The organism is Flavivirga rizhaonensis, assembly GCF_004791695.1.
GTDB classification, from domain to species: Bacteria; Bacteroidota; Bacteroidia; order Flavobacteriales; family Flavobacteriaceae; genus Flavivirga; species Flavivirga rizhaonensis.
Map to the genome: position 1 here is coordinate 38240 of NZ_SRSO01000001.1, position 20337 is coordinate 58576.

At 33.7% G+C, this 20337-nt stretch carries 15 protein-coding genes; 8 read left to right on the forward strand and 7 right to left on the reverse strand.

The features are described 5' to 3' along the window. Positions 1–44 precede the first annotated feature (44 nt). The 6 genes from EM932_RS00135 to EM932_RS00160 all read right to left on the reverse strand — a co-directional run bounded on the left by EM932_RS00135 (position 45) and on the right by EM932_RS00160 (position 7844). Positions 45–1226 (reverse strand): aspartate aminotransferase family protein, encoded by a 1182-nt coding sequence (locus EM932_RS00135; protein WP_135874254.1) that lies wholly within the window; start codon positions 1224–1226, stop codon positions 45–47. After that, positions 1226–3061, reverse strand: a complete 1836-nt coding sequence (locus EM932_RS00140) for an OstA-like protein (protein ID WP_135874256.1) — start codon at positions 3059–3061, stop codon at positions 1226–1228. The genes EM932_RS00135 and EM932_RS00140 overlap by 1 nt, the downstream gene beginning before the upstream one ends. 139 nt (positions 3062–3200) lie before the next feature. Further along, positions 3201–4487, reverse strand: coding sequence for an adenylosuccinate synthase (locus EM932_RS00145; RefSeq protein WP_135874258.1), 1287 nt, complete (start codon positions 4485–4487; stop codon positions 3201–3203). Between the two features lie 13 nt (positions 4488–4500). Next, positions 4501–4953, reverse strand: coding sequence for a Fur family transcriptional regulator (locus EM932_RS00150; protein ID WP_135874260.1), 453 nt, complete (start codon positions 4951–4953; stop codon positions 4501–4503). Between the two features lie 26 nt (positions 4954–4979). Further along, on the reverse strand, positions 4980–7199 hold the full coding sequence (locus EM932_RS00155; protein ID WP_135874262.1) for a RelA/SpoT family protein: 2220 nt from the start codon (positions 7197–7199) through the stop codon (positions 4980–4982). Positions 7200–7271: 72 nt separating this feature from the next. Then, entirely contained in the window at positions 7272–7844 is a 573-nt protein-coding gene (locus EM932_RS00160) for a non-canonical purine NTP diphosphatase (RefSeq protein WP_135874264.1), read from the reverse strand. Between the two features lie 150 nt (positions 7845–7994). Here EM932_RS00160 and hpf point away from each other — a divergent pair, with 150 nt between their 5' ends. The 8 genes from hpf to EM932_RS00200 all read left to right on the forward strand — a co-directional run bounded on the left by hpf (position 7995) and on the right by EM932_RS00200 (position 17779). Then, positions 7995–8294 carry a ribosome hibernation-promoting factor, HPF/YfiA family gene (hpf, locus tag EM932_RS00165; protein ID WP_135874266.1) on the forward strand — a complete coding sequence of 100 codons (300 nt, stop codon included), beginning with the start codon at positions 7995–7997 and terminating at the stop codon, positions 8292–8294. A 21-nt stretch (positions 8295–8315) separates the two neighbouring features. Beyond that, complete coding sequence (locus tag EM932_RS00170) at positions 8316–8675, forward strand: MmcQ/YjbR family DNA-binding protein (protein ID WP_135874267.1); 360 nt, start codon at positions 8316–8318, stop codon at positions 8673–8675. Between the two features lie 327 nt (positions 8676–9002). Beyond that, on the forward strand, positions 9003–9533 hold the full coding sequence (locus tag EM932_RS00175) for an RNA polymerase sigma-70 factor (protein WP_135874269.1): 531 nt from the start codon (positions 9003–9005) through the stop codon (positions 9531–9533). A gap of 617 nt (positions 9534–10150) precedes the next feature. Further along, positions 10151–10681, forward strand: coding sequence for an RNA polymerase sigma-70 factor (locus EM932_RS00180; RefSeq protein ID WP_135874272.1), 531 nt, complete (start codon positions 10151–10153; stop codon positions 10679–10681). 89 nt (positions 10682–10770) lie between these two features. After that, positions 10771–11955, forward strand: a complete 1185-nt coding sequence (locus EM932_RS00185; RefSeq protein ID WP_135874273.1) for a FecR family protein — start codon at positions 10771–10773, stop codon at positions 11953–11955. A 103-nt stretch (positions 11956–12058) separates the two neighbouring features. After that, positions 12059–12508 (forward strand): hypothetical protein, encoded by a 450-nt coding sequence (locus EM932_RS00190; protein WP_135874275.1) that lies wholly within the window; start codon positions 12059–12061, stop codon positions 12506–12508. 545 nt (positions 12509–13053) lie between these two features. Further along, positions 13054–16332 (forward strand): SusC/RagA family TonB-linked outer membrane protein, encoded by a 3279-nt coding sequence (locus EM932_RS00195; RefSeq protein ID WP_135874277.1) that lies wholly within the window; start codon positions 13054–13056, stop codon positions 16330–16332. A 280-nt stretch (positions 16333–16612) separates the two neighbouring features. Beyond that, positions 16613–17779, forward strand: coding sequence for a RagB/SusD family nutrient uptake outer membrane protein (locus tag EM932_RS00200; RefSeq protein WP_246040831.1), 1167 nt, complete (start codon positions 16613–16615; stop codon positions 17777–17779). A 647-nt stretch (positions 17780–18426) separates the two neighbouring features. Here the strand turns inward: EM932_RS00200 and EM932_RS00205 are convergent. Next, positions 18427–20013, reverse strand: coding sequence for a MauE/DoxX family redox-associated membrane protein (locus EM932_RS00205; protein WP_135874279.1), 1587 nt, complete (start codon positions 20011–20013; stop codon positions 18427–18429). Positions 20014–20337: the final 324 nt, after the last annotated feature.

The window sequence follows — 20337 nt, forward strand, 5'->3', positions numbered from 1 at the left end:
TTTTAGGCTTTTTGATTTGATTTTCAGAAAGTTGAGAGGTGTGGTTAGTCTTCAATAGTACTTAAAGCCTTAATAATTATTGAGCAGCCTTTAGAAATTTCTTCATTTGTAATGGTTAAAGGCGGCGTTATTCTTACTGCTTTAGATTCAAAAAGGAGCCAAAATAGTATTAAACCTGCTTCTTGGCACTTAAGAATTAATGAATTTGTTATCTCTTCTGAAGGTGTTATAATGGCAAGCATAAGTCCTTTTCCTCTAATTTCTTTAATAAGCGGATGTACCAGAAGTTTACGAATTAATTTTTCTTTTTCTAGTGCTTGCTGCATTAAGTTACTTTCTGTTATTTCTTTCAAGGTTGCCAGAGCAGATGCCGCAATAACAGGGTGACCTCCAAAAGTCGTAATATGTCCTAATTTTGGGTTGTCCTGTAATAACTCCATGAGTTTTCCAGATGCTGTAAAAGCTCCTATAGGCATACCGCCACCTAAACCTTTACCAGTAACTAAAATATCTGGAATACAATTATAATGCTCAAACCCAAAAAGCTTACCTGTTCTGCCTATACCTGGTTGAATTTCATCTAAAATCAGAAGCGCTCCAACAGCATCACATCGGTTTCTTACCTTTTCTAAATACGCTTCTTGTGGTTCTATAAAACCAGCACCACCTTGTATTGTTTCTAAGATTACGCAAGCCGTTTTAGTCGTGATGTACTCTAAATCGGTTTCATTATTAAAGGTAATGAATTGTACATCTGGTAATAATGGTCTGTATGCTTGTTTTCTTTCTTCATACCCCATAATACTCATAGCTCCCATGGTGTTACCATGATATGCTTTATGTGCTGCTATAATTTCACTTCTTCCAGTAGCACGTTTGGCTAGTTTTAAGGCGCCTTCAATGGCTTCGGTACCCGAATTGGTTAAATATGTTTTTTCTAGAGAACTGGGGAGATTGTTAGCTAATAATTTAGTGAGCTCTACAGCTGGTTTCTGGATATATTCTCCATATACCATGACATGCAAATAACTGTCTAATTGAGCTTTAATTGCATTTATAACTTTAGGATGATTATGCCCTAAAGGGCACGCCGAAACTCCAGCTACAAAATCTAAATATGCTTTATTATCGGTATCATAAATATAGGAACCGCTAGCATGAGAAATTTCCATAGCTAATGGGTGAGGCGTTGTTTGTGCTTGATATTTAAAAAAATCTGATTTCACTATTTCCTGTTAGGAGGGTTAGCTTTAGATTCAATAAGTTTCTTTCGGTTTTGTTTTATAGTTTTTGGAGTCAAAGGAACTTGTTTCTTTTCAACTGGTTTTGGAATATTTCTCGATGCTTTTAAGGGCTTTTCTCTGTTGTTTTTTGGTCGAGTATCGGAATTTTCAATGCGTTTTAGCATCTCTTCGTCAAAGAATTCTTCTTGAGGAACATAATCTTCTAATCCTTTTATAACAGGTAATACTAAAGGAGGATCATCTTTAAATAAATCCTCTACACTCATAGGACGCTCATCTTCACGCCAATCAAAACCTTTTAAGATTTTTTCTTTTTCTGGATATTCAGATTCAGGATATAATTTACCATCCACTTGATTTATTCTATTATATTCTTCTATATCACCGGCAGCAAAAAGCATGGAAATACTTCCCGATTTAGCTTTGTCAATCCCTATAAGTTCTTGCTTATCATTGCGAGTATAAAAAATAGACTCAGCATTTTTGACGATATCAACTTGCCTTAGCTCATTTTCTTCATTAAATAGACCTGTTAATCGCATGCCGTAAATTTGATTATAACCATTTTCACTTATCGTGTCTTTACTAATAATAAAGGCATTATTGAAAACCCTTAGCGAATCTATTTTTTCTGTTTCTGTATTTGAAATTAAATGAATGGTATCACCTGTCATTTGATTTTTTATATTCCAGATAATAGGTCTTCGTTTTGTGGAAAACTTATCGCCAGACGAAAACCGGTCTATATTTATTAATTCGGTAATACCAGTTCTTTGGTTTGAATGTATGGAATCTGCTTTGCCGCTAAGATCAGACTTAAATATTTTAGCATTATAATAAGCTCTGATAATACGATTTTCAGGCTTTCCAGTTACCATGATTTTATCTGCGTGCATATAGATAGAATCATTTTCTTGCTGTGTAATTGCTAAAGCTCGCTTTGTAATAAATACAGAATCTTTTTCTTTCCCTCTAAAAACTTCGGCGTAATGTCCCTTTATGATACTATTATTTATAGTATCTGTTACTTTTATGTTATTGGTAGCCGAAGCAAAACTAATATTATTATCAAAATACAGACTGTCTCCTTCTATAATACGATTATCATAATCTATTCTTGCTTTTTTTAAGGCATAGCCCACTTTATTTTCGGTATCGTAAAATCCTTTTTCACAATACGTTACGCTTGTTTCTGTTGTTATTGTTGATGGACCAAATAAATAAGCATGACCGGTATCTGAATAGAAATCGAAAAAATTGGAATTAATGGTCGATTCTTTATTTACTAATACTACATCTTCAACAAATTGGTATTTTTTAATATCCATGTAATACCTCCCAATTTTACTTGTAATAGTACCAGATGAATCCTTTACAACTGTTCCACCATTTTTATAAAAAGCCTGTTGTTTGGTGCGGTCTAAATATAAAGTGTCTGAAGATATTGTAGAATTAGGGTCTTTTAAGACAACATCTCCACTTGCAAATGCTAAACCAGTCAGACCACTATATTCTACATATTTTGAAGTCATGTCTATGGTATCACCTTGTTTTAATTGAACGTTACCATAAGCTTCAATGAAATTTTCTTTACCATAGTGAATGGCTTTATCGCACCACATATTTGCTCCTTTATGTTTTATATGTACTTGTTGTGCATCATCACGGGTTAGCACTTTGGCACCTGGGTAGTTATCTTCATCTATAGTAAGTTTACCAGCGTATTCAATTTCAATTTTCTTTTTTTCTTGGGCATTGGTTGTTAATGAAACAAAACCAATAATAAGGATGAAAAATAAAACTTGTAGTTTGTTCAAAATATAAAAAGTTTGTCGTAAAAATAACGATTATAATGATGTTTAATTATCTGTTGTGTATTTTTTATGATTTGGAATAAAACAAAAACCGCTCCAAAATACTTTGAAGCGGTTTTTATAATAAAAATATGTCTAATATTTAGTGAACCAACTGCTCTCTAAAAATAGTCTGTTTTCTATCAGGTCCTACAGAAACAATAGTAATTGGAATTTCTAGTTCTTTTTCTAAAAATTCAATATACTCGTTTAAAGCTTGTGGTAATTGAGAAGCTTCAGACATTTCTGTTAAATCTTCTTCCCAACCATTAAACTCGGTATAAATAGGTTCTACGTTTTCTGGTTCAATATTATAAGGGAAATGTTCAATAACGTCTCCTTTGTATTTATAAGCGGTACATACTTTTAAAGTTTTAAAACCAGAAAGAACATCGCCTTTCATCATCATTAATTGCGTAACGCCATTTACTTGACATGCGTATTTTAAAGCGATTAAATCTAACCAACCGCAACGTCTTGGACGCCCTGTGGTAGCTCCAAACTCATTACCAACGCGTGCCATAGTTTCTCCATCTTTATCAAAAAGTTCTGTTGGGAAAGGACCAGAACCTACTCGCGTTGTATAGGCTTTAAAAATACCAAATACATCACCAATTTGGTTGGGCGATACGCCTAACCCTGTGCAAGCGCCAGCGGCTGTTGTATTACTTGATGTTACAAATGGATAAGTGCCAAAATCGATATCTAATAACGATCCCTGAGCGCCCTCAGCAAGAATTGTTTTCCCAGATTTTTGTGCTTGATAAATATATTCTTCAGAATCGATAAACTTTAAAGATTTTAAAACGTCTATAGCTTTAAAAAACTCTACTTCAAGCTCTGCTAAATCATATTCTATATCTACATTGTAAAAAGAAATCATCGATTCATGCTTATCTGCCAAAGCTCTATAACGTTCTTTCCAGTCACTTAATTCTAAATCGCCAACACGAATACCATTTCTACCAGTTTTGTCCATGTAAGTTGGGCCAATACCTTTAAGAGTAGAACCTATTTTAGCTTTCCCTTTAGATGCTTCACTAGCAGCATCTAACAAACGATGCGTTGGTAAAATGATATGTGCTTTACGAGAAATAACTAAGGATTTTCTATAATCTACATTTTGTTCTTCCAGTTTGTCTAGTTCTCCTTTAAAAATAACAGGGTCTATAACAACGCCATTACCTACTAAATTTGTAGCATCATTATGGAATATGCCAGAAGGAATAGTATGTAAAACATGTTTTCTGCCATTAAAAACCAAAGTATGCCCTGCATTAGGACCACCTTGAAAACGTGCAATAATATTGTAGTTAGAGGTAAGTACGTCAACAATTTTTCCTTTGCCTTCGTCCCCCCATTGTAATCCTAGTAGTAAATCTACTGCCATTGTAAAAAATTAGTTAAGTGTTTGATTTTCTATTTCCGTAAAAATAGAGTGAATGGTTATTAATTTCTATATCGAAGATTTCTTCGATTGTTTTTTTAATAGATTGAATTCTAGGGTCGCAAAACTCTATAACTTCTCCTGTATCAGTTAGTATAACATGATCGTGTTGTCTATCGAAATATGATTTTTCGTAATGTGCTTGGTTCTGTCCAAACTGATGTTTTCTTACCAAACCACATTCTAGAAGTAATTCTATGGTATTGTAAAGTGTAGCACGAGAAACACGATATTTCTTGTTTTTCATGCTAAGATATAAGGATTCTATATCGAAATGTTCTGTATTATTATAAATTTCTTGCAGTATAGCGTAGCGTTCGGGAGTTTTTCGGTGCCCGTTATTTTCTAAAAAGCTAGTAAATACGCTTTTTACGATGTCTTGATTTTTTGTATCTGCCTTTGCATTCATAATTTCGTCGCAAATTTACACTTTTTTTACACTCTAGTAACCTTATCTATACCATTAATTTTTTTTAACTTCTCTAAAAGTTTTTTTATAATGGTATTATTTTTCACAACGACATTGATTTTTCCAGAGAATAAACCATCGTCACTTTCAAAACTTAAGCTCTTCATATTCACATGCATATTGTCTGAAATGATAGAAGTGATATCACTTACTAATCCTATATGATCAATTCCTGTAACTTTAATTTTAGCCAAGAACTCTTGTTGCGAAGAGTCTACCCATTTAGCTTGCATAATTCTGTAAGCATAATTGGATTGTAAACTAAGCGCATTAGGGCAGTTTTTTTTATGAATCTTAATACCTTCATTAACGGTTAGAAAACCAAAAACTTCATCTCCAGGAATTGGGTTGCAGCAATTAGATATTTTGTAGTCTAGTTTTTCCTCTTCTTTACCGAAGACTAAAGAATCGTATTTAGCAGTAACTTCTTCTTTTTCTAAGTCTTCCTTTTTTATAGTTGCTTTTCTGGTAATTTTATTTTTAATAAAACTCATTAAAGCGTTGCTTCTGGAAGCTGCATAGCTTTTAATCATGGTATTGTCAATAGTACCAATACCAACCCTATAAAATAAATCTAAACTTGTTTTAAGCTTAAAATAGTTAACTAGCTCGTTTGTAGAGGCTTCGTTTAGCGTTATTTTTAGTTGCTTTAGTTTTCTTCTAAGAATTTCTTTGCCATCTTCGCCAATGCGTTTTTTATCTTCTTTTAAGGCTGATTTTATTTTGCTTCTAGCTCTAGCTGTGGTGGCATAGTCTAACCAGTTGGCATTGGGTTTTGCCGTTTCAGAGGTTAAAATATCTACCTGGTCACCACTTTGCAATTCGTGACTCAATGGCACTAATTTACCATTTACTTTGGCACCTCTTGTTCTCATACCAACTTCGGTATGAATATTAAAAGCAAAGTCCAATGATGTAGCGCCTTTCGGTAATGATTTTAATTCTCCAGTAGGTGTAAATACAAAAATTTCCTGAGAATAAAGGTTAAGTTTAAATTGCTCAACAAAATCTACTGCATTGGTGTCTGGGTTTTCTAAAGCTTCTTGAAGTTTATTAATCCAACTTTCTAAATTATCTTCTTTCTCGTTATCCTGTTTGTATTTATAGTGAGCGGCATAGCCTTTTTCGGCAATTTCATTCATACGTTCACTTCGTATCTGAACTTCTACCCAACGTCCTTTAGGTCCCATAACGGTAATATGTAAAGCTTCATATCCTGTAGATTTAGGAGAGGAAATCCAATCACGAAGACGTATGGGATTAGGTCTAAAATGATCTGTTACAACGGAGTATATTTTCCATGCGTAAAACTTTTCATTAACCTCGTCGCTTTTGTAAATAATTCTTACCGCAAATTTATCGTATACTTCATCAAAAGATACCCCTTGTTTAAGCATTTTTTTTCTAATTGAAAAAATAGACTTAGGTCGTCCTTTTATAGTATAATCAAAACTTTCTTTATTTAATGAGTTCCTTATTACCTCACTAAATTCTTCAATATATTTATCTTGCTCTTCCTTGCTTTCTTTTATTTTATCAAAAAGGTCATTATAAACATTTGGTTCGGTATACTTTAAGCCCAAGTCTTCAAGTTCGGTTTTAATGTTGTATAAACCAATTCGGTGTGCTAACGGTGCATAAATATATAAGGTTTCTGAGGCTATTTTTTCTTGTTTATCAGGACGCATCGATGCCATTGTTTGCATATTATGGAGCCTGTCTGCAATTTTTATTATGATAACACGTACATCGTCATTAAGTGTAAGAAGCATTTTACGGAAATTTTCTGCCTGTAAAGACACATTCATGTCTTTTTCCTTACTTAAAGAAGATATTTTTGTGAGACCATCTACAATGGTGGCTATTGTTTTTCCAAATAGTTTTTCAATGTCTTTTATTTTATAATCCGGACTATCTTCAACAACATCATGGAGTAGGGCAGCAGCAATAGAAGTGCCATCCAATCCGATTTCCTGAGCAACTATTTTTGCTACAGCTAAAGGATGAAAAATATAAGCTTCTCCAGATTTTCTACGTTGGTCTTTATGACCATCTATAGCAACATCAAAAGCTTTACGTATTAGTTTTTTATCATCACCAGATAGCGTCGTGTAGCTAACTTTTAATAATTCTTTGTAGGCTTTAGTAATTGCTGCATTTTCTTTTTCAATATCTTCCTCTGTCATGGATTAAAAGTAAGATAAAGAATATTAACCACCAACATGATTTTTGGTTTTTTATACCTGATTTTTTAAGGATTAGGAGTTTAAAAAGTTTACTAATTGAAGAATAGCTTTTCCTCGATGGCCAATACGATTTTTAAGCGTCAAGTCCATTTCAGCAAACGTTAGCTGGTATCCTTTAGGTTTAAAAATGGGATCATAGCCGAAACCAAGCTTACCTTTTTTAACGTGCGTTATTTCTCCCTCACATATGCCTGTAAAGGTGTGTTGTTTATTATTAAGCTGTAATGTTATAACTGTTTTAAATTGTGCATTTCTACTAGTTTTTGTGTTTAACTCAGTCAGTAATTTATTCATATTGTCATTAGCATCGCGTTGCTCGCCAGCATAACGAGCAGAGTAAACTCCTGGTGCTCCGTTTAATGCTTCTACTTCCAAGCCTGTATCATCAGCAAAGCAATCATATCCATAATGGGTTTTTACGTAATTAGCCTTTTCAATACTATTGCCTTCAATTGTATTTTGAGTCTCTGGAATATCTTCAAAACAGCCAATATCATTTAAGCTTAATAATTTAATATGATCAGGAATCAGTTCTTGTACCTCTTTTATTTTATTAAGATTGTTGGTCGCGAAAACAAGTTGCATAAATGAAACGGATTTAAGTTTTCAAAAATACTATTATATTGATTTATAATTAAAAATATTTTATAACTTTTTTATGATTTTTGTTATTAAAAATTATTTAGAAAACAAGTATCTTAGATCAGAATTCTAATATTAAAAATAGAAATAATTATGACAGTAAACATTCAGTATGTAGGTGTAGATGTAAGTGAAACACTTTCGACTTTCACAGAAGAAAAATTAAAAAAAATATTTAACAGATATGAGTTTTTAATAAGTGCTAGTGTGCATTTTAAACAAGATGAAAAAGAACATGATATAGGTAAAATTTGTAATATAGAGTTAAGTTTACCTGGACCTCGAATTTTTGCTACGTCTAATGAACGGAATTTTGAAGTATCTGTAAGAGAGACTATTAAAGATTTAGAGCGCCAATTGGAAAAAAGAAAAGAAGTTTTTAAAACGCATTAAGGCGATATAATATTCTATAAGGTGAATATTGAAGAATATAGATTGTATTGTTTATCTAAAAAGGGAGTGACTGAGTCTATTCCGTTTTCTAAGTTGCCTAATGTTCTCGTCTTTAAAGTAAAAGGTAAAATGTTTACGGCTACCGATATAAATACATTTGATAGCTTTAGTATTAAATGTGAACCAGAAACTATAGAAGAACTTCGTTTACAATATGATGCTTTAGAAGAACCTCCATATTTTAGTAAGAAACATTGGAGTAGAGTTGTGGTTGATGGTTCAATTTCTGATAAAATATTATATGAATGGTTAGATATTTCTTATCGTTTAGTGGTAGCTAAACTTACTAAGAAAGAGCGATTGGAATTAGAGCATTTATAACGAATACCAATTAAGCCTTAAAGTATACCTTATAATTTGTTTCTATAGCACTCAAATTTTACAAGTGAATAAATCCGTGACTAGGGCTTAGTGTTATTACATAAAGCAATTTTGTTGTCATTTAAGGAATGACAACACAAAAAAATAGTTGCCTCCGAGGTAAAGCCTCGGAGGTAATTCGTTTTAAGAAATCCTTTATTTTCAGGAAAAACTTTAATTATATTAGCAAGTTTATTGAAGACGTATTTTTTATCCCTCCCCAAGGACACAGTGATCGTTCTTATTAAAAAAGGGTATACCTCTAAGAACCTTTTCTAAAACGAATAGATGGATCAAAACAAGACACGCGAGTTAACTTTGAAGGAGTTTGAAAATATTTTCAATCGTCTATATGACTCACTATGTCTTTTTGCTTATAAGTATGTTAATGATTTAGACCTTTCTGAAGATATCGTTCAGAATGTCTTTATAAAAGTATGGGAGGACAAGGTTTCTTTTCGAGATCAAGATAAGCTAATGGGGTTTTTTTATACTGCTGTAAAAAATAGATCTCTCGATTTTTTAAGAAGTAAATATGCCAAAGATGTTAAGGCATATTCTCCACAGGATATAGAAACTCTACAAACGGAAAATTACTTTTTATCGGAAGCTATTGTATTAGAAACATCAGATATTATTGAAAGAACAATCCAATCGCTACCTAATAAATGCGCTGAGGTCATGAGATTAAGTATTGGAGGTTGTACAAACAAAGAAATAGCCGAAGAAATGAACATATCCGTTTATACGGTCAAGGAGTATAAAAAGATTGCTTATCAAAAATTCCGAAAAACTTTAGGCTATTTAAGAATTAAATAAAACTTTTTTAATTTTTCACCCCCTCTCTTTCTTTTTCTTTACGTTATAGTTGTATACAATTGTATGTAATTGTTTACAATCGTTATTGTTTTTTAATTTATGGACAGTTCAGATAAAAATAAAAGGGAAGAACGTTTATAATTTATAAATAAATTAAATAATCAGAAAGCCCGAAATATTATCATAGGTAACGAAAAGCGAAGATATGCCAAACGAAAAATGATTTATTGATATAGTGCGATAGCTGCATCTATAGTCATTTAGCTTGGCATAGCGTTTATTTTTAAATAGAAATGATGTTATCAACACGCTCTAACTTTAGTTGATAGCTTTATTAAAGTCTTATCTTTTAAGTTCAAGGCTCTGTTACAGAATTTTTTGTGTTTTGACCCAAAAGGTTAAAACCTGTGCTCAATTTGATTGGGTATAAAACCAGCAAAATATCTCTATGGCTATGCTTCGAGAATAGTTGGTTTCAAGAAATTCTTTATTATTCTAGAAACACTGATAATTGTATTATCAAGCTTCTGGAAGATATATTTTAATATCCCCAAAGATATAGTGACCGTTCTTATTTAAAATGGAGGTTCCTTTTAAGAACTTTTTTTAACGAATAGATGGATCAAAACAAGACACACGAGTTAACTATGAAGGAGTTTGAAAATATTTTCAATCGTCTGTATGAATCATTATGTCTTATTGCTAATAAGTATGTTAATGATTTAGCCCTCTCTGAAGACATCGTTCAAGATGTTTTTATAAAAGCATGGGAGAACAAGGTGCCCTTTAAAAATAAAAACAAAATTGAAGGATTCTTTTATACAGCAGTAAAGAATAAGTCTCTTGATTTTTTGAGAAGTAAATATGCTAAAGATGTAGAAACTTATTCTTCGGAGGATTTAGAAACCCTACAAACAGAAAGTTACTTTTTAAGGGAAGCTGTTATAATAGAAGCATCAAGTCTTGTTGAAAGAGCATTGGAATTACTACCTGATAAATGTGCTGAGGCTATGAGATTAAGCATTGAAAGTTATACAAACAAAGAAATAGCTGATGAAATGGACATATCCGTTAATACGGTCAAGGATCATAAGAAAGTGGCCTATAAAAAACTCCGAAAAATGTCAGGTTACTTAGGAATTACTTAAGAAGTAAATGATTTTTTTTAATCTTTTACCCCTCCCTTTCTTTTTCTTTACGTCATTAATATATACAGTGACTATTAATTCTTTAATTTATGGACAATTCAGATAAAATAAAACCACTTTCGGAGAAGATTGTTACTTCTCTATTAAAAGATGAAACTTCCATCGATTTAGATACATTTAATACACTTACCGAAGATGATAAGAAACATATCCTTTTTAGTGTTACTAATAAAAATAAAAGAGAAGAACGTTTACAGCTTAAAAATAAATTAAATAAGCAAAAAGCCTGGAAAGCGATAATCGGTAGTGAAAAGCAAAGTAATACCAAACGAAAAATGATTTATTGGTATAGTGGGATAGCAGCATCTATAATCCTTTTACTCAGTATCACGCTTCTTTCAAATAAAAATGATGAATTAATTAATACAGCAATTGTAGCAGAAAACAATATCGTAATAGGCACGGACAAAGCCATTTTAACATTAGAAGATGGTTCTGAAGTGCGTTTAGAAAAAGGCCAGATTTACCAAGCAAACAATATCACTAGCAATGGTGAAGAAATAATATATCTACTAGCCAGACAGGCAGATCATACAGAAGCAAGAACAAAAGAAATTGCTTATAATACACTAACGGTTCCTCGAGGAGGGCAATTTCAAATAAAATTATCAGATGGCACTAAAGTTTGGCTAAATTCTGAATCCCAACTAAAATATCCAGTAGTATTTAATGGTTTAGAAACTAGGAAAGTAGAACTTGTTTATGGCGAAGCCTATTTTGATGTGTCATCAAGTACATTACATAATGGTACGAAGTTTAAGGTGTACAATCAATCTCAGGAAGTCGAAGTTTTAGGAACTGAGTTTAATATCAAAGCCTATAAAGATGAGGCAAACATTTATACGACATTAGTAGAAGGTAAGGTGGTTGTTAACTACCAAGATAAAAAACAATCCCTTGAGCCTAACCAACAATTAAATCTAAATATCCAAAATAATAACATAAACATAACCAAAATTGACAATACGTATAAAGAAGTTTCCTGGAAAAAAGGCGAGTTTAATTTCAAAAACAAGACCTTAAAAGGTATCATGAAAACGCTTTCCCGTTGGTACGACATGGAAGTGATATTTGAAAACAAAAATGCTGAAGACAAAATATTTACGATATCATTCCAAAAAAGCTTTTCAATAGAAGAGATTCTGTCATCAATTAAATACGCAAATAGTATCAATGACTATAATATAAAAGGTAAGACATTAACCATCAAGTAGAATACGGCATGTAAAAGTAACCTGCAACACTTTTAAAGAATGAGCTGACTGTTTGGTTTTTACATAAATTAAATAATAAGTTAACAATTAAATAGCCCTAGCCATGAAAGCAAATATAATTTTATTTACACTATTCGATTTTGATCAGAATACTAATAACAACAGGGATAATATCACAAAAATAATAGATGATATTGCCGTAACCTTATCAGGTTGTTCTAGACTTGAATTATCCCCAGGTTCAATAAGAGGTGAAGCCCCAAATCTCACCTCTGTTGGCCTAAATTGTATTAATGCCATGTCCTTTACAGTAAAGGAATCTGCGATTGAATATGATGATTTATCAGTCAATTCTTTTCAACAAACATGGTCTAATGATAATGATCCAAACTCGGTATCGTATATGTTGCATATAAAAGATGTCTCGGGTTTAAAGTTTATACGAGTGTATAATAATTTAAGGCAAAAGGTGTTACAGATTAAAGGCATCGATGCAAGTCATTTAACGAAAGGTTTGTATTTTTTCAAATATCTACGATTCAGTAGATTATAGAAACTAAAAAAATATGAAGACGACGAACCAGTTAACGTGATAGTATGGAAGCACATAAAAAACAAATAAAATAAGGCAGCAATTTCAAAAAGGGAACGGGAATGGTTTATATTTATTATTAAGTGAGAGAATTAATAATTCTAGACCGTTTTCGCCCTTTTAGATTAGGGACAGCATTATAAAAAGTTTTGAGAAAACTAAAGACTAGTGCTTAATGAGTCATTTGGAAGTAGTCAAATAGTAAGAAAAAGATGAAGAATAATATAAATGAAAGGTAAATCGGTTTATCTTTAGTTTAATAAAAAAACAAAAACTAACCTTATGAAAAAGACATAACTATTTTGAAATATAAAAATTGAACAAGTAAAAATGAATATAAAATAAGGCAGACTCAAATACATAAAGGAGGAACGTAGCTTATACATAAACAGTATGAGGCTACATTCCTCTTTTTTAATGTTAATTACTTAATTAAAAAGTTAACTAAAAAAAGCAATCAAACTAACCCATGTTTTTTATTTAAGAAAACACTCTCAAAACTTATTATGCGCAGATTTATATTGTTGATGTGTATCACATTGTTCAGTTTTATACCAAAGCATACATACTCTCAAAATACCAAGGTTGTCATAGGTTCAACCATGGAGGTAACCGTTTATGAAGTATTCGATATTATTTATGCACAGACGGATTATTCATTCATTTATGAAGACATTTGGTTTAAAGATCTTCCTAAAATAGTACTCAAAAAAGGAGCCATTCGCGTTAAAAAGTTATTAAAAATGAGTCTTCCAATGGAAGATTTCAATTTTGCTGTCATGGAGAATAATATCATTTTAATTAAGAAGAAAATGAATGATAACAAGACCCAACAGCGAAGACTTTCTGGTGTCGTCTTAGATCAGGAAGGTCAGCCTATACAAGGCGCCACCGTTTTAATAAAAGGCTCAGCGAAAGGAACCATCACCAATTTGGATGGTCAGTTTAACATCATCGCTGCCCACTCGGAAACTGTTTTAGTATTCTCATCATTAGGGTATAAAACACAGGAGATTACCATTGGCGATCAAAGTAGTATTAATGTAACCCTTAAGGAAGATATTTATAAATTAGATACTGTAGAAATTGTAGGATACTACTATAAAAGATCTCAACGAGAGAATCCAGGGAACGTTTATAAAATAGATGCTAAAACCATAGAAAAGCAACCTGTATCCAATCCATTGGCAGCTATGAATGGTTATATTCCAGGAGTCAATATTGTTCAAAATACAGGACTTCCTGGTAGTGGTTTTAAGATAGAGATACGTGGTAAGAACTTTCTAGATGCAGGTACAGATCCGCTGTATATCATAGACGGTGTCCGCTATGGTTCTAAATCATTGTCGTCTCCTGTTGTTAATCCTGTTTTGCCAGAAGGAGGTCCGTTAAGTTTGATTAATTATTTTGATATTGAAAGTATTGAGGTGCTTAAGGATGCCGATGCCACAGCTATTTATGGTTCTCTTGGTGCTAATGGCGTGGTACTTATCACAACCAAAAGAGGTAAGGCAGGGGAAACCAAAATTAAAGTTAATGTTACTACTGGGTTTGCAAGGGTGTCACGCTTTATAAAATTATTAAATACGGAGCAATATTTAGACATGCGATTGGAAGGGCTTACCAATGATGGCTTTGCGCTTGAAACGATACTTTCTCCGATACAAGATGCCATGCCAGATTTGTTTGAATGGGATCAAAATCGTTATACAGATTGGCAGAAGGTGCTTATAGGAGGTACGGCTAACCGAAACACGGGACAGCTGTCTTTTTCGGGAGGTAGTAAACAAACTCAGTTTATGTTCAGTGGGAACTATCAAAATGAAACTACAGTATTCCCTGGAGATTCAAAATATGGGAAAGCTTCCGTACAAAGCAATATCAATCACCAATCGTCAGACAAGCGTTTTCAAATAAATGTCTTAACGAACTATGTCGTAGACGATAATCGCCTACCGTTAGGTGGGCTTACGGCAGAAGCTTATAACCTAGCACCTAATGCTCCAGCACTCCACAATGTTTATGGAGATTTGAATTGGGATGGATGGGTTCCATTTATAATGGATAACCCGTTGGGGCTATTAGAAGGAGAGTATCGGGCAAAGAGTAAGAATCTTCTATTGAGTACGGTGATTTCTTATTGTCCCATACCTTCTCTGGAATTTAGAACCAATTTAGGTTATACGGATTATCGCAGAGAAGAGTATAAAGCAACCCTACATACTGGATTTAATCCAGTTTTAGAATTGACAAGCATTACAGGGTCGTCAATTTTTATAAATAGAGCTTCGCGCCATTCCTGGAATGTAGAACCACAGATTAAGTGGGAAAAGCGTTGGGGCAATACGAATCTTAATATCCTGGTTGGGACCACATTCCAGCAACGTGTAACAAACCAGTTTAGAATATCGGGAGAAGGTTTCCAAAATAATAATCAAATTTTGGATGTTTTCGCAGCCAATAAAATCTCAGATGGATTAGATCTAGAATCCAAATATAATTACCATGCCGTATTTGGGAGGCTAAATTTTAACTGGACAGGAAAATATATTTTGAACCTTACGGGGCGGCGAGATGGCTCCAGCAGGTTTGGACCGGGTAAACAGTTTGGTAATTTTGGAGCAGTTGGAGCTGCTTGGCTCTTTTCTGAAGAAACCTTCTTGGAGGATCATAAAATTTTAAGTTATGGGAAGCTCCGTTCCAGTTATGGAATAACTGGTAGTGACAATATTGGGAATTATGGCTTTTATAACACCTATGAGACCCCGAAAAATGCAAGCTATGACGGATCGATACTATTACCGGATAAGTTACGTAATCCAACTTTGGGTTGGGAAGAAACCAAAAAATTTGAAGTAGGTTTGGAGTTGGGGTTTTTACAAGATCGTGTGTTATTTACAATGGCATGGTATAGAAATCGCTCTTCAAGTCAATTGTTAGATATTCCTTTACCTGGAACGGCAGGTTTTAATTTCGTAAATACCAACTTTGATGCTACGGTGGAAAATATAGGTTTTGAAATAGACTTTCGGTCTGTAAATATTAAAAACACCGATTTTGAATGGACTACATCTTTTAATATTTCGATACCCAAAAATAAGCTGGTAAAATTTGATGGATTGGAATATTCTTCTTTTGCAAATCAATATGTAGTAGGTCAGCCGTTAAATATTCAAAAGCTGTATCGTATGACTGGCGTCAATCCAGTGACAGGTATGTATCAGTTCGAAGATTATAATAACAATGGTGTTATAGATTCCGGTCCTCTCTTAGAAGATCGTCAATGGATCGAGGATACGTCTCCAAAATTTCATGGAGGTCTAAACAATATTTTTAATTACAAGAGGTTAAGTTTGGAGCTTTTTTTCCAGTTTAAGAAACAAAGAGGAGCCGATGTTTTCTATGATTCAAATCATCCCGGTGGTTTTTCTAATCAACATGCATTAGTATTAAATCGCTGGCAGAAGGGAGGAGACGAAGTTTCGGTACAGCGCTATACTATAGGTAGTAGTGTTCGGGGTGCAGAAGCGGTCACTGCTTATTCCAATTATCGTAATAGTAATGCTCGGTATACAGATACCTCTTTTATCCGGCTAAGAAATGTTTCTTTAAACTATGCTATTCCTAAAGTGGGTATTTCTGGACTGGATGCCAGTATATATGTGCAAGGGCAGAACCTGTTCACTATTACAAAATCCTTAAAGGCAGATCCGGAACATTCAGGCGATATGATAACGCTTCCAGTTTTACGATACCTTACACTAGGGCTGGAACTGAGTTTTTAATATTAAAAAAATAGACGTCATGAGATTTAAACACAGAGAAACAGTACCTTATCGATGGTTTTTTATATTGACTATAAAACAATACAATCTATTGTATCTAACTATTTTGATGGGGTGCTTAACAGCCTGTACAGATTTTGTAGAGGTAGATCTACCAAAAAACTTAATATCGACAGAGTCCATTTATAAGGATGCATCTATGGCGAATTCTGCGATTCGTGCTGTCTATTATCAAATGAGGACCAGTGGACTGGTATCTGGTGACGGTTTAAATGTCTCTATGGGGCTATACACCGATGAGTTGGATTATTACCTACTCGATCGGGAAGAGGCACTAGAGAATTACCAAAACCATACCGTACAGTCAGACGACCTAATTGTAGCAGATTTGTGGGACAGTGCCTATACCCAAATTTATACGGTCAATGGGGTTATAACGAATGTTGAGAGTTCGTTAGATTTGACTTTGGAAGATAAGAATCAATTTAAAGGTGAAGCCTTGTTTGTAAGATCCTATCTGCACTTATTGCTTGTGGAGCTTTTTGGGGACATCCCTTATGTTACCGAGACAGATTATTTAGTCAATAGAGACGTAAAACGTGCGCCGAGAGCTTTGGTATACAGTCATATTATAAGAGACCTAAATTTGGCTGTAGACTTGTTGCCCGATGAGGATATTAGCGGAGAACGTATACGTCCCTATGCCGCAGTGGCTGAAGCGGTGCTTGCTCGTGCCTATTTATATTCTCAACAATGGGATCTGGCAGAGGCGATGGCCGATAGGGTTGTTACTAAGTTTGGGTCTTTAGAACCCGATTTGAACAAGGTCTTTTTAAAAGAGGCCTCAGGAACGATTTGGCAGTTTAAGCCAAATGCGGATGGTAATAATACTGGCGAGGGAAAAAGGTTCATATTTACTACTGTACCTCCATTTGATGTTGCTATGAACGATCTCTTGTTTGATGCATTTGAACCTGGAGATCTGCGCCAATCCTCCTGGATAAAAGAAGTTAGTAATGCTACAAATACAGAAACTTGGTACCATGCTTTCAAATATAAGGAATCAGGCAATACGGATAGTTCATTGGAATATTCGGTACAGTTGCGTTTGGCAGAACTATATTTAATTCGTGCCGAAGCGAGAGCACATCTAGGTGATATTTCTGGAGCACAAGCCGATATAAATGTTGTTAGAAACCGAGCAGGATTGAATAATACAACTGCTATTACATTAGATGAATTGTTGGATGCCATTTTACAAGAGCGTCGTGTAGAATTGTTTACAGAGCAAGGCCATCGTTGGTTCGATTTAAAACGTATGGGAAAAGCCGCCGAAATATTGGCACCGATCAAACCCAATTGGAAAGATACTCATATATTGTTACCTGTTCCAGATCTGGAGTTAACGCTTAATCCAAATTTATTACCGCAGAATGAAGGCTACTAAAAGACTAGCTGTAATGTACGTTTAATGTTGTATTGATGTTTTAAATATTGATAATCAATGGTTTAGTTGCTGCGATGAAAGGGGTTGTGTCGTTCCGAACAAGGTAACGAGGAGGAATCTCATCCTTTTGAGATATATCGAAAGTCTATCTAAAGAAGCGAAGTCGAAAAGGTTTATAGAACCTAACAAGTTTAAATAGGTTTAGACTGCGCTCTTTGTCATGGACTAAGTCATATCGAAAAGAGGTACGATTGAGATATCACATAATACAACGTCAAGTTCGGCGTAAACAATACTCAAAAAAATAAGTTAATATCTGACATACAAATGTTTGTCATGTCGACAGAGCGAAGCATGAGTGACGAGACATCTCACTATGATGAGATTCCCTGCTGGCAGGCTCCTCGAAAGCTCCGCTTTATATCTTCAAACAAAATATATTTTGTTTTCGATAGCGTTCGGAATTGAATGACTAGGTTTCTTCTTTGAAATATTTTAAAATACTGATTATCAATTTATAGTGAATCGAATTGATGTTAATACAGGTTTAGTATTAATAAAATGGTGTGATTTCTCACTGCATTCGAAATGAACTAGCCAATTATGTTTATAAGGTTGTTATTTTTTTTGTTACACCAAAAATCTTTTTAATAGTCAATATCGGTTTTTGCAAAGGCAGAACTTATTTTATTTGAAGTACTATCTATGTTCTCTTTCGGATTAGGTGAAAGATTCTTAAACAGATTCGTATTGAGTTGGTAAGTCACTATATGATTGCCAATAAGCCCAATAAATTTATCATGGAGTACCCGAAATGATCTTAGTTTATCTTTTTTAAGGTGATGGACATAAAAACTGAATTCGTAAGTGTTATCCACAAGATTATATACGTCAATAATAGAAGCTTTTTTCCATATATGAATAGGCTCATATTTTCCTATTAATTTAGAGTTTACAAAAAGATAATTGCCATAGGTCGCACTATTTTTGTTTACCATTAGTGGGGGCGCAGCCATTTTTATTTGATTCTTAGAGGCTATAGTTCCTACTTTTATTTGCGCATGGCTTATAGTATCTATGGTCTTTCCAAGGTGACTTAGTTGGAGATCGGTATCAGCAACAATAAATTGGTTACGATAATGATAGGTATACACCAATTTTTGTAACTGGTGGTTATATAGTAAGATACCGTCGGTGTCAAAAATACCATCAATTTGTTTTTGTAGCAGATTGCGGGAAAGGTCTATCCTCCCTCTTCCAGAAAGGTTTATCTTGCCCAAGATACTTTCCCTGGTCTCGCTGCTTATACCTCTAATAATCAAACTCACGGAATCTATAGGTTCGACATGTGAGAAATAAGCAGGCTTATTCATAACAGAACGTGCTTTCCAATCAGTCGTACTACCCCTAAAAACATAAGGCATAACACCATCCATAAGAAAGAAATGGGGTGGAATTACCCGAAGTTGCATAGATTTGTACGGGAGACTGTCCTGGTCTAAAGTCAATTGAATAGTTTCTTTGTTCTGAAGTATCGTATCTAAAGTAACCATATGAAATGGTGCGATACTATTTCCCAAATATACTTTTCCCTGGTCGGCTCCAGCAATATAATACGAATTGTAAGTCAAATCCAATTGTTTGGCTTTTATTGCGGGATGGCCGGCAAACCGCCTTGTAAAACTATTATCTCGGTGGAGTTTGTGTTCTGAAAGCAAAAATAATAAGGATACTGTCCCTATACCACATACCATGCAAGCAGAAAGGATAGTATATGCTTTTTTATGTATCATATGTGAAGTATTGTTATTCTTTTTTTGGTTTAATATCATAACGCCAATAAGGGCAAGAGCGACAAAGATGATATTGAATATTAAATGTTCGGTCCAACTTAATTTTTCCAAAACACCCCCACAAGAACAGGGAATAAAATCACTAAAATTTAAAATGATAAGAATATAGGATGTAAACATGATCATAAGTGTAAAGGCAGCATACAGGGCCAATAACTTAAATCGTGGAATGATTAACATTAACGAAATTACGATCTCAATAAAAGGGACTCCCCAAGCAACCCAGGCAGTATAAGTAGTAAGCACGGGAGATTGCCCTATTTGAATCTTAAATTGGTCAAAAACCAAAAGTTTACTTACTGCTGCATATACAAATAACAGTATGAGCAACATACAAATAAATTCTAATAAAATCTTTTTATACTTACTATAGGTTTTCATAGCATTTGTGGTGAAAATGATTTATTAACGGCATAAAATATAGCTAGGAATTCGTTTTTTTATGATGATTGATTGTACAAGAAATGTTTACAAATGTTGTTGGAAGTTGGTTTTCTGATACTCCTTAATGTTTAGATCCATTTTATCAATGAACCTTGTCGATTTTTTAGTAATATCATCATACTATTATAATACGGTTTTGAGTATTTGTCTATGTTGATATTTAAATACTTACAACAATGCAAATAAGAGGGTGGCTAAAAAGTAAGTTCGATGTCATATTGAGTTCTTCGACTACGCTCAGCACAGACTTTGTTGAAATAT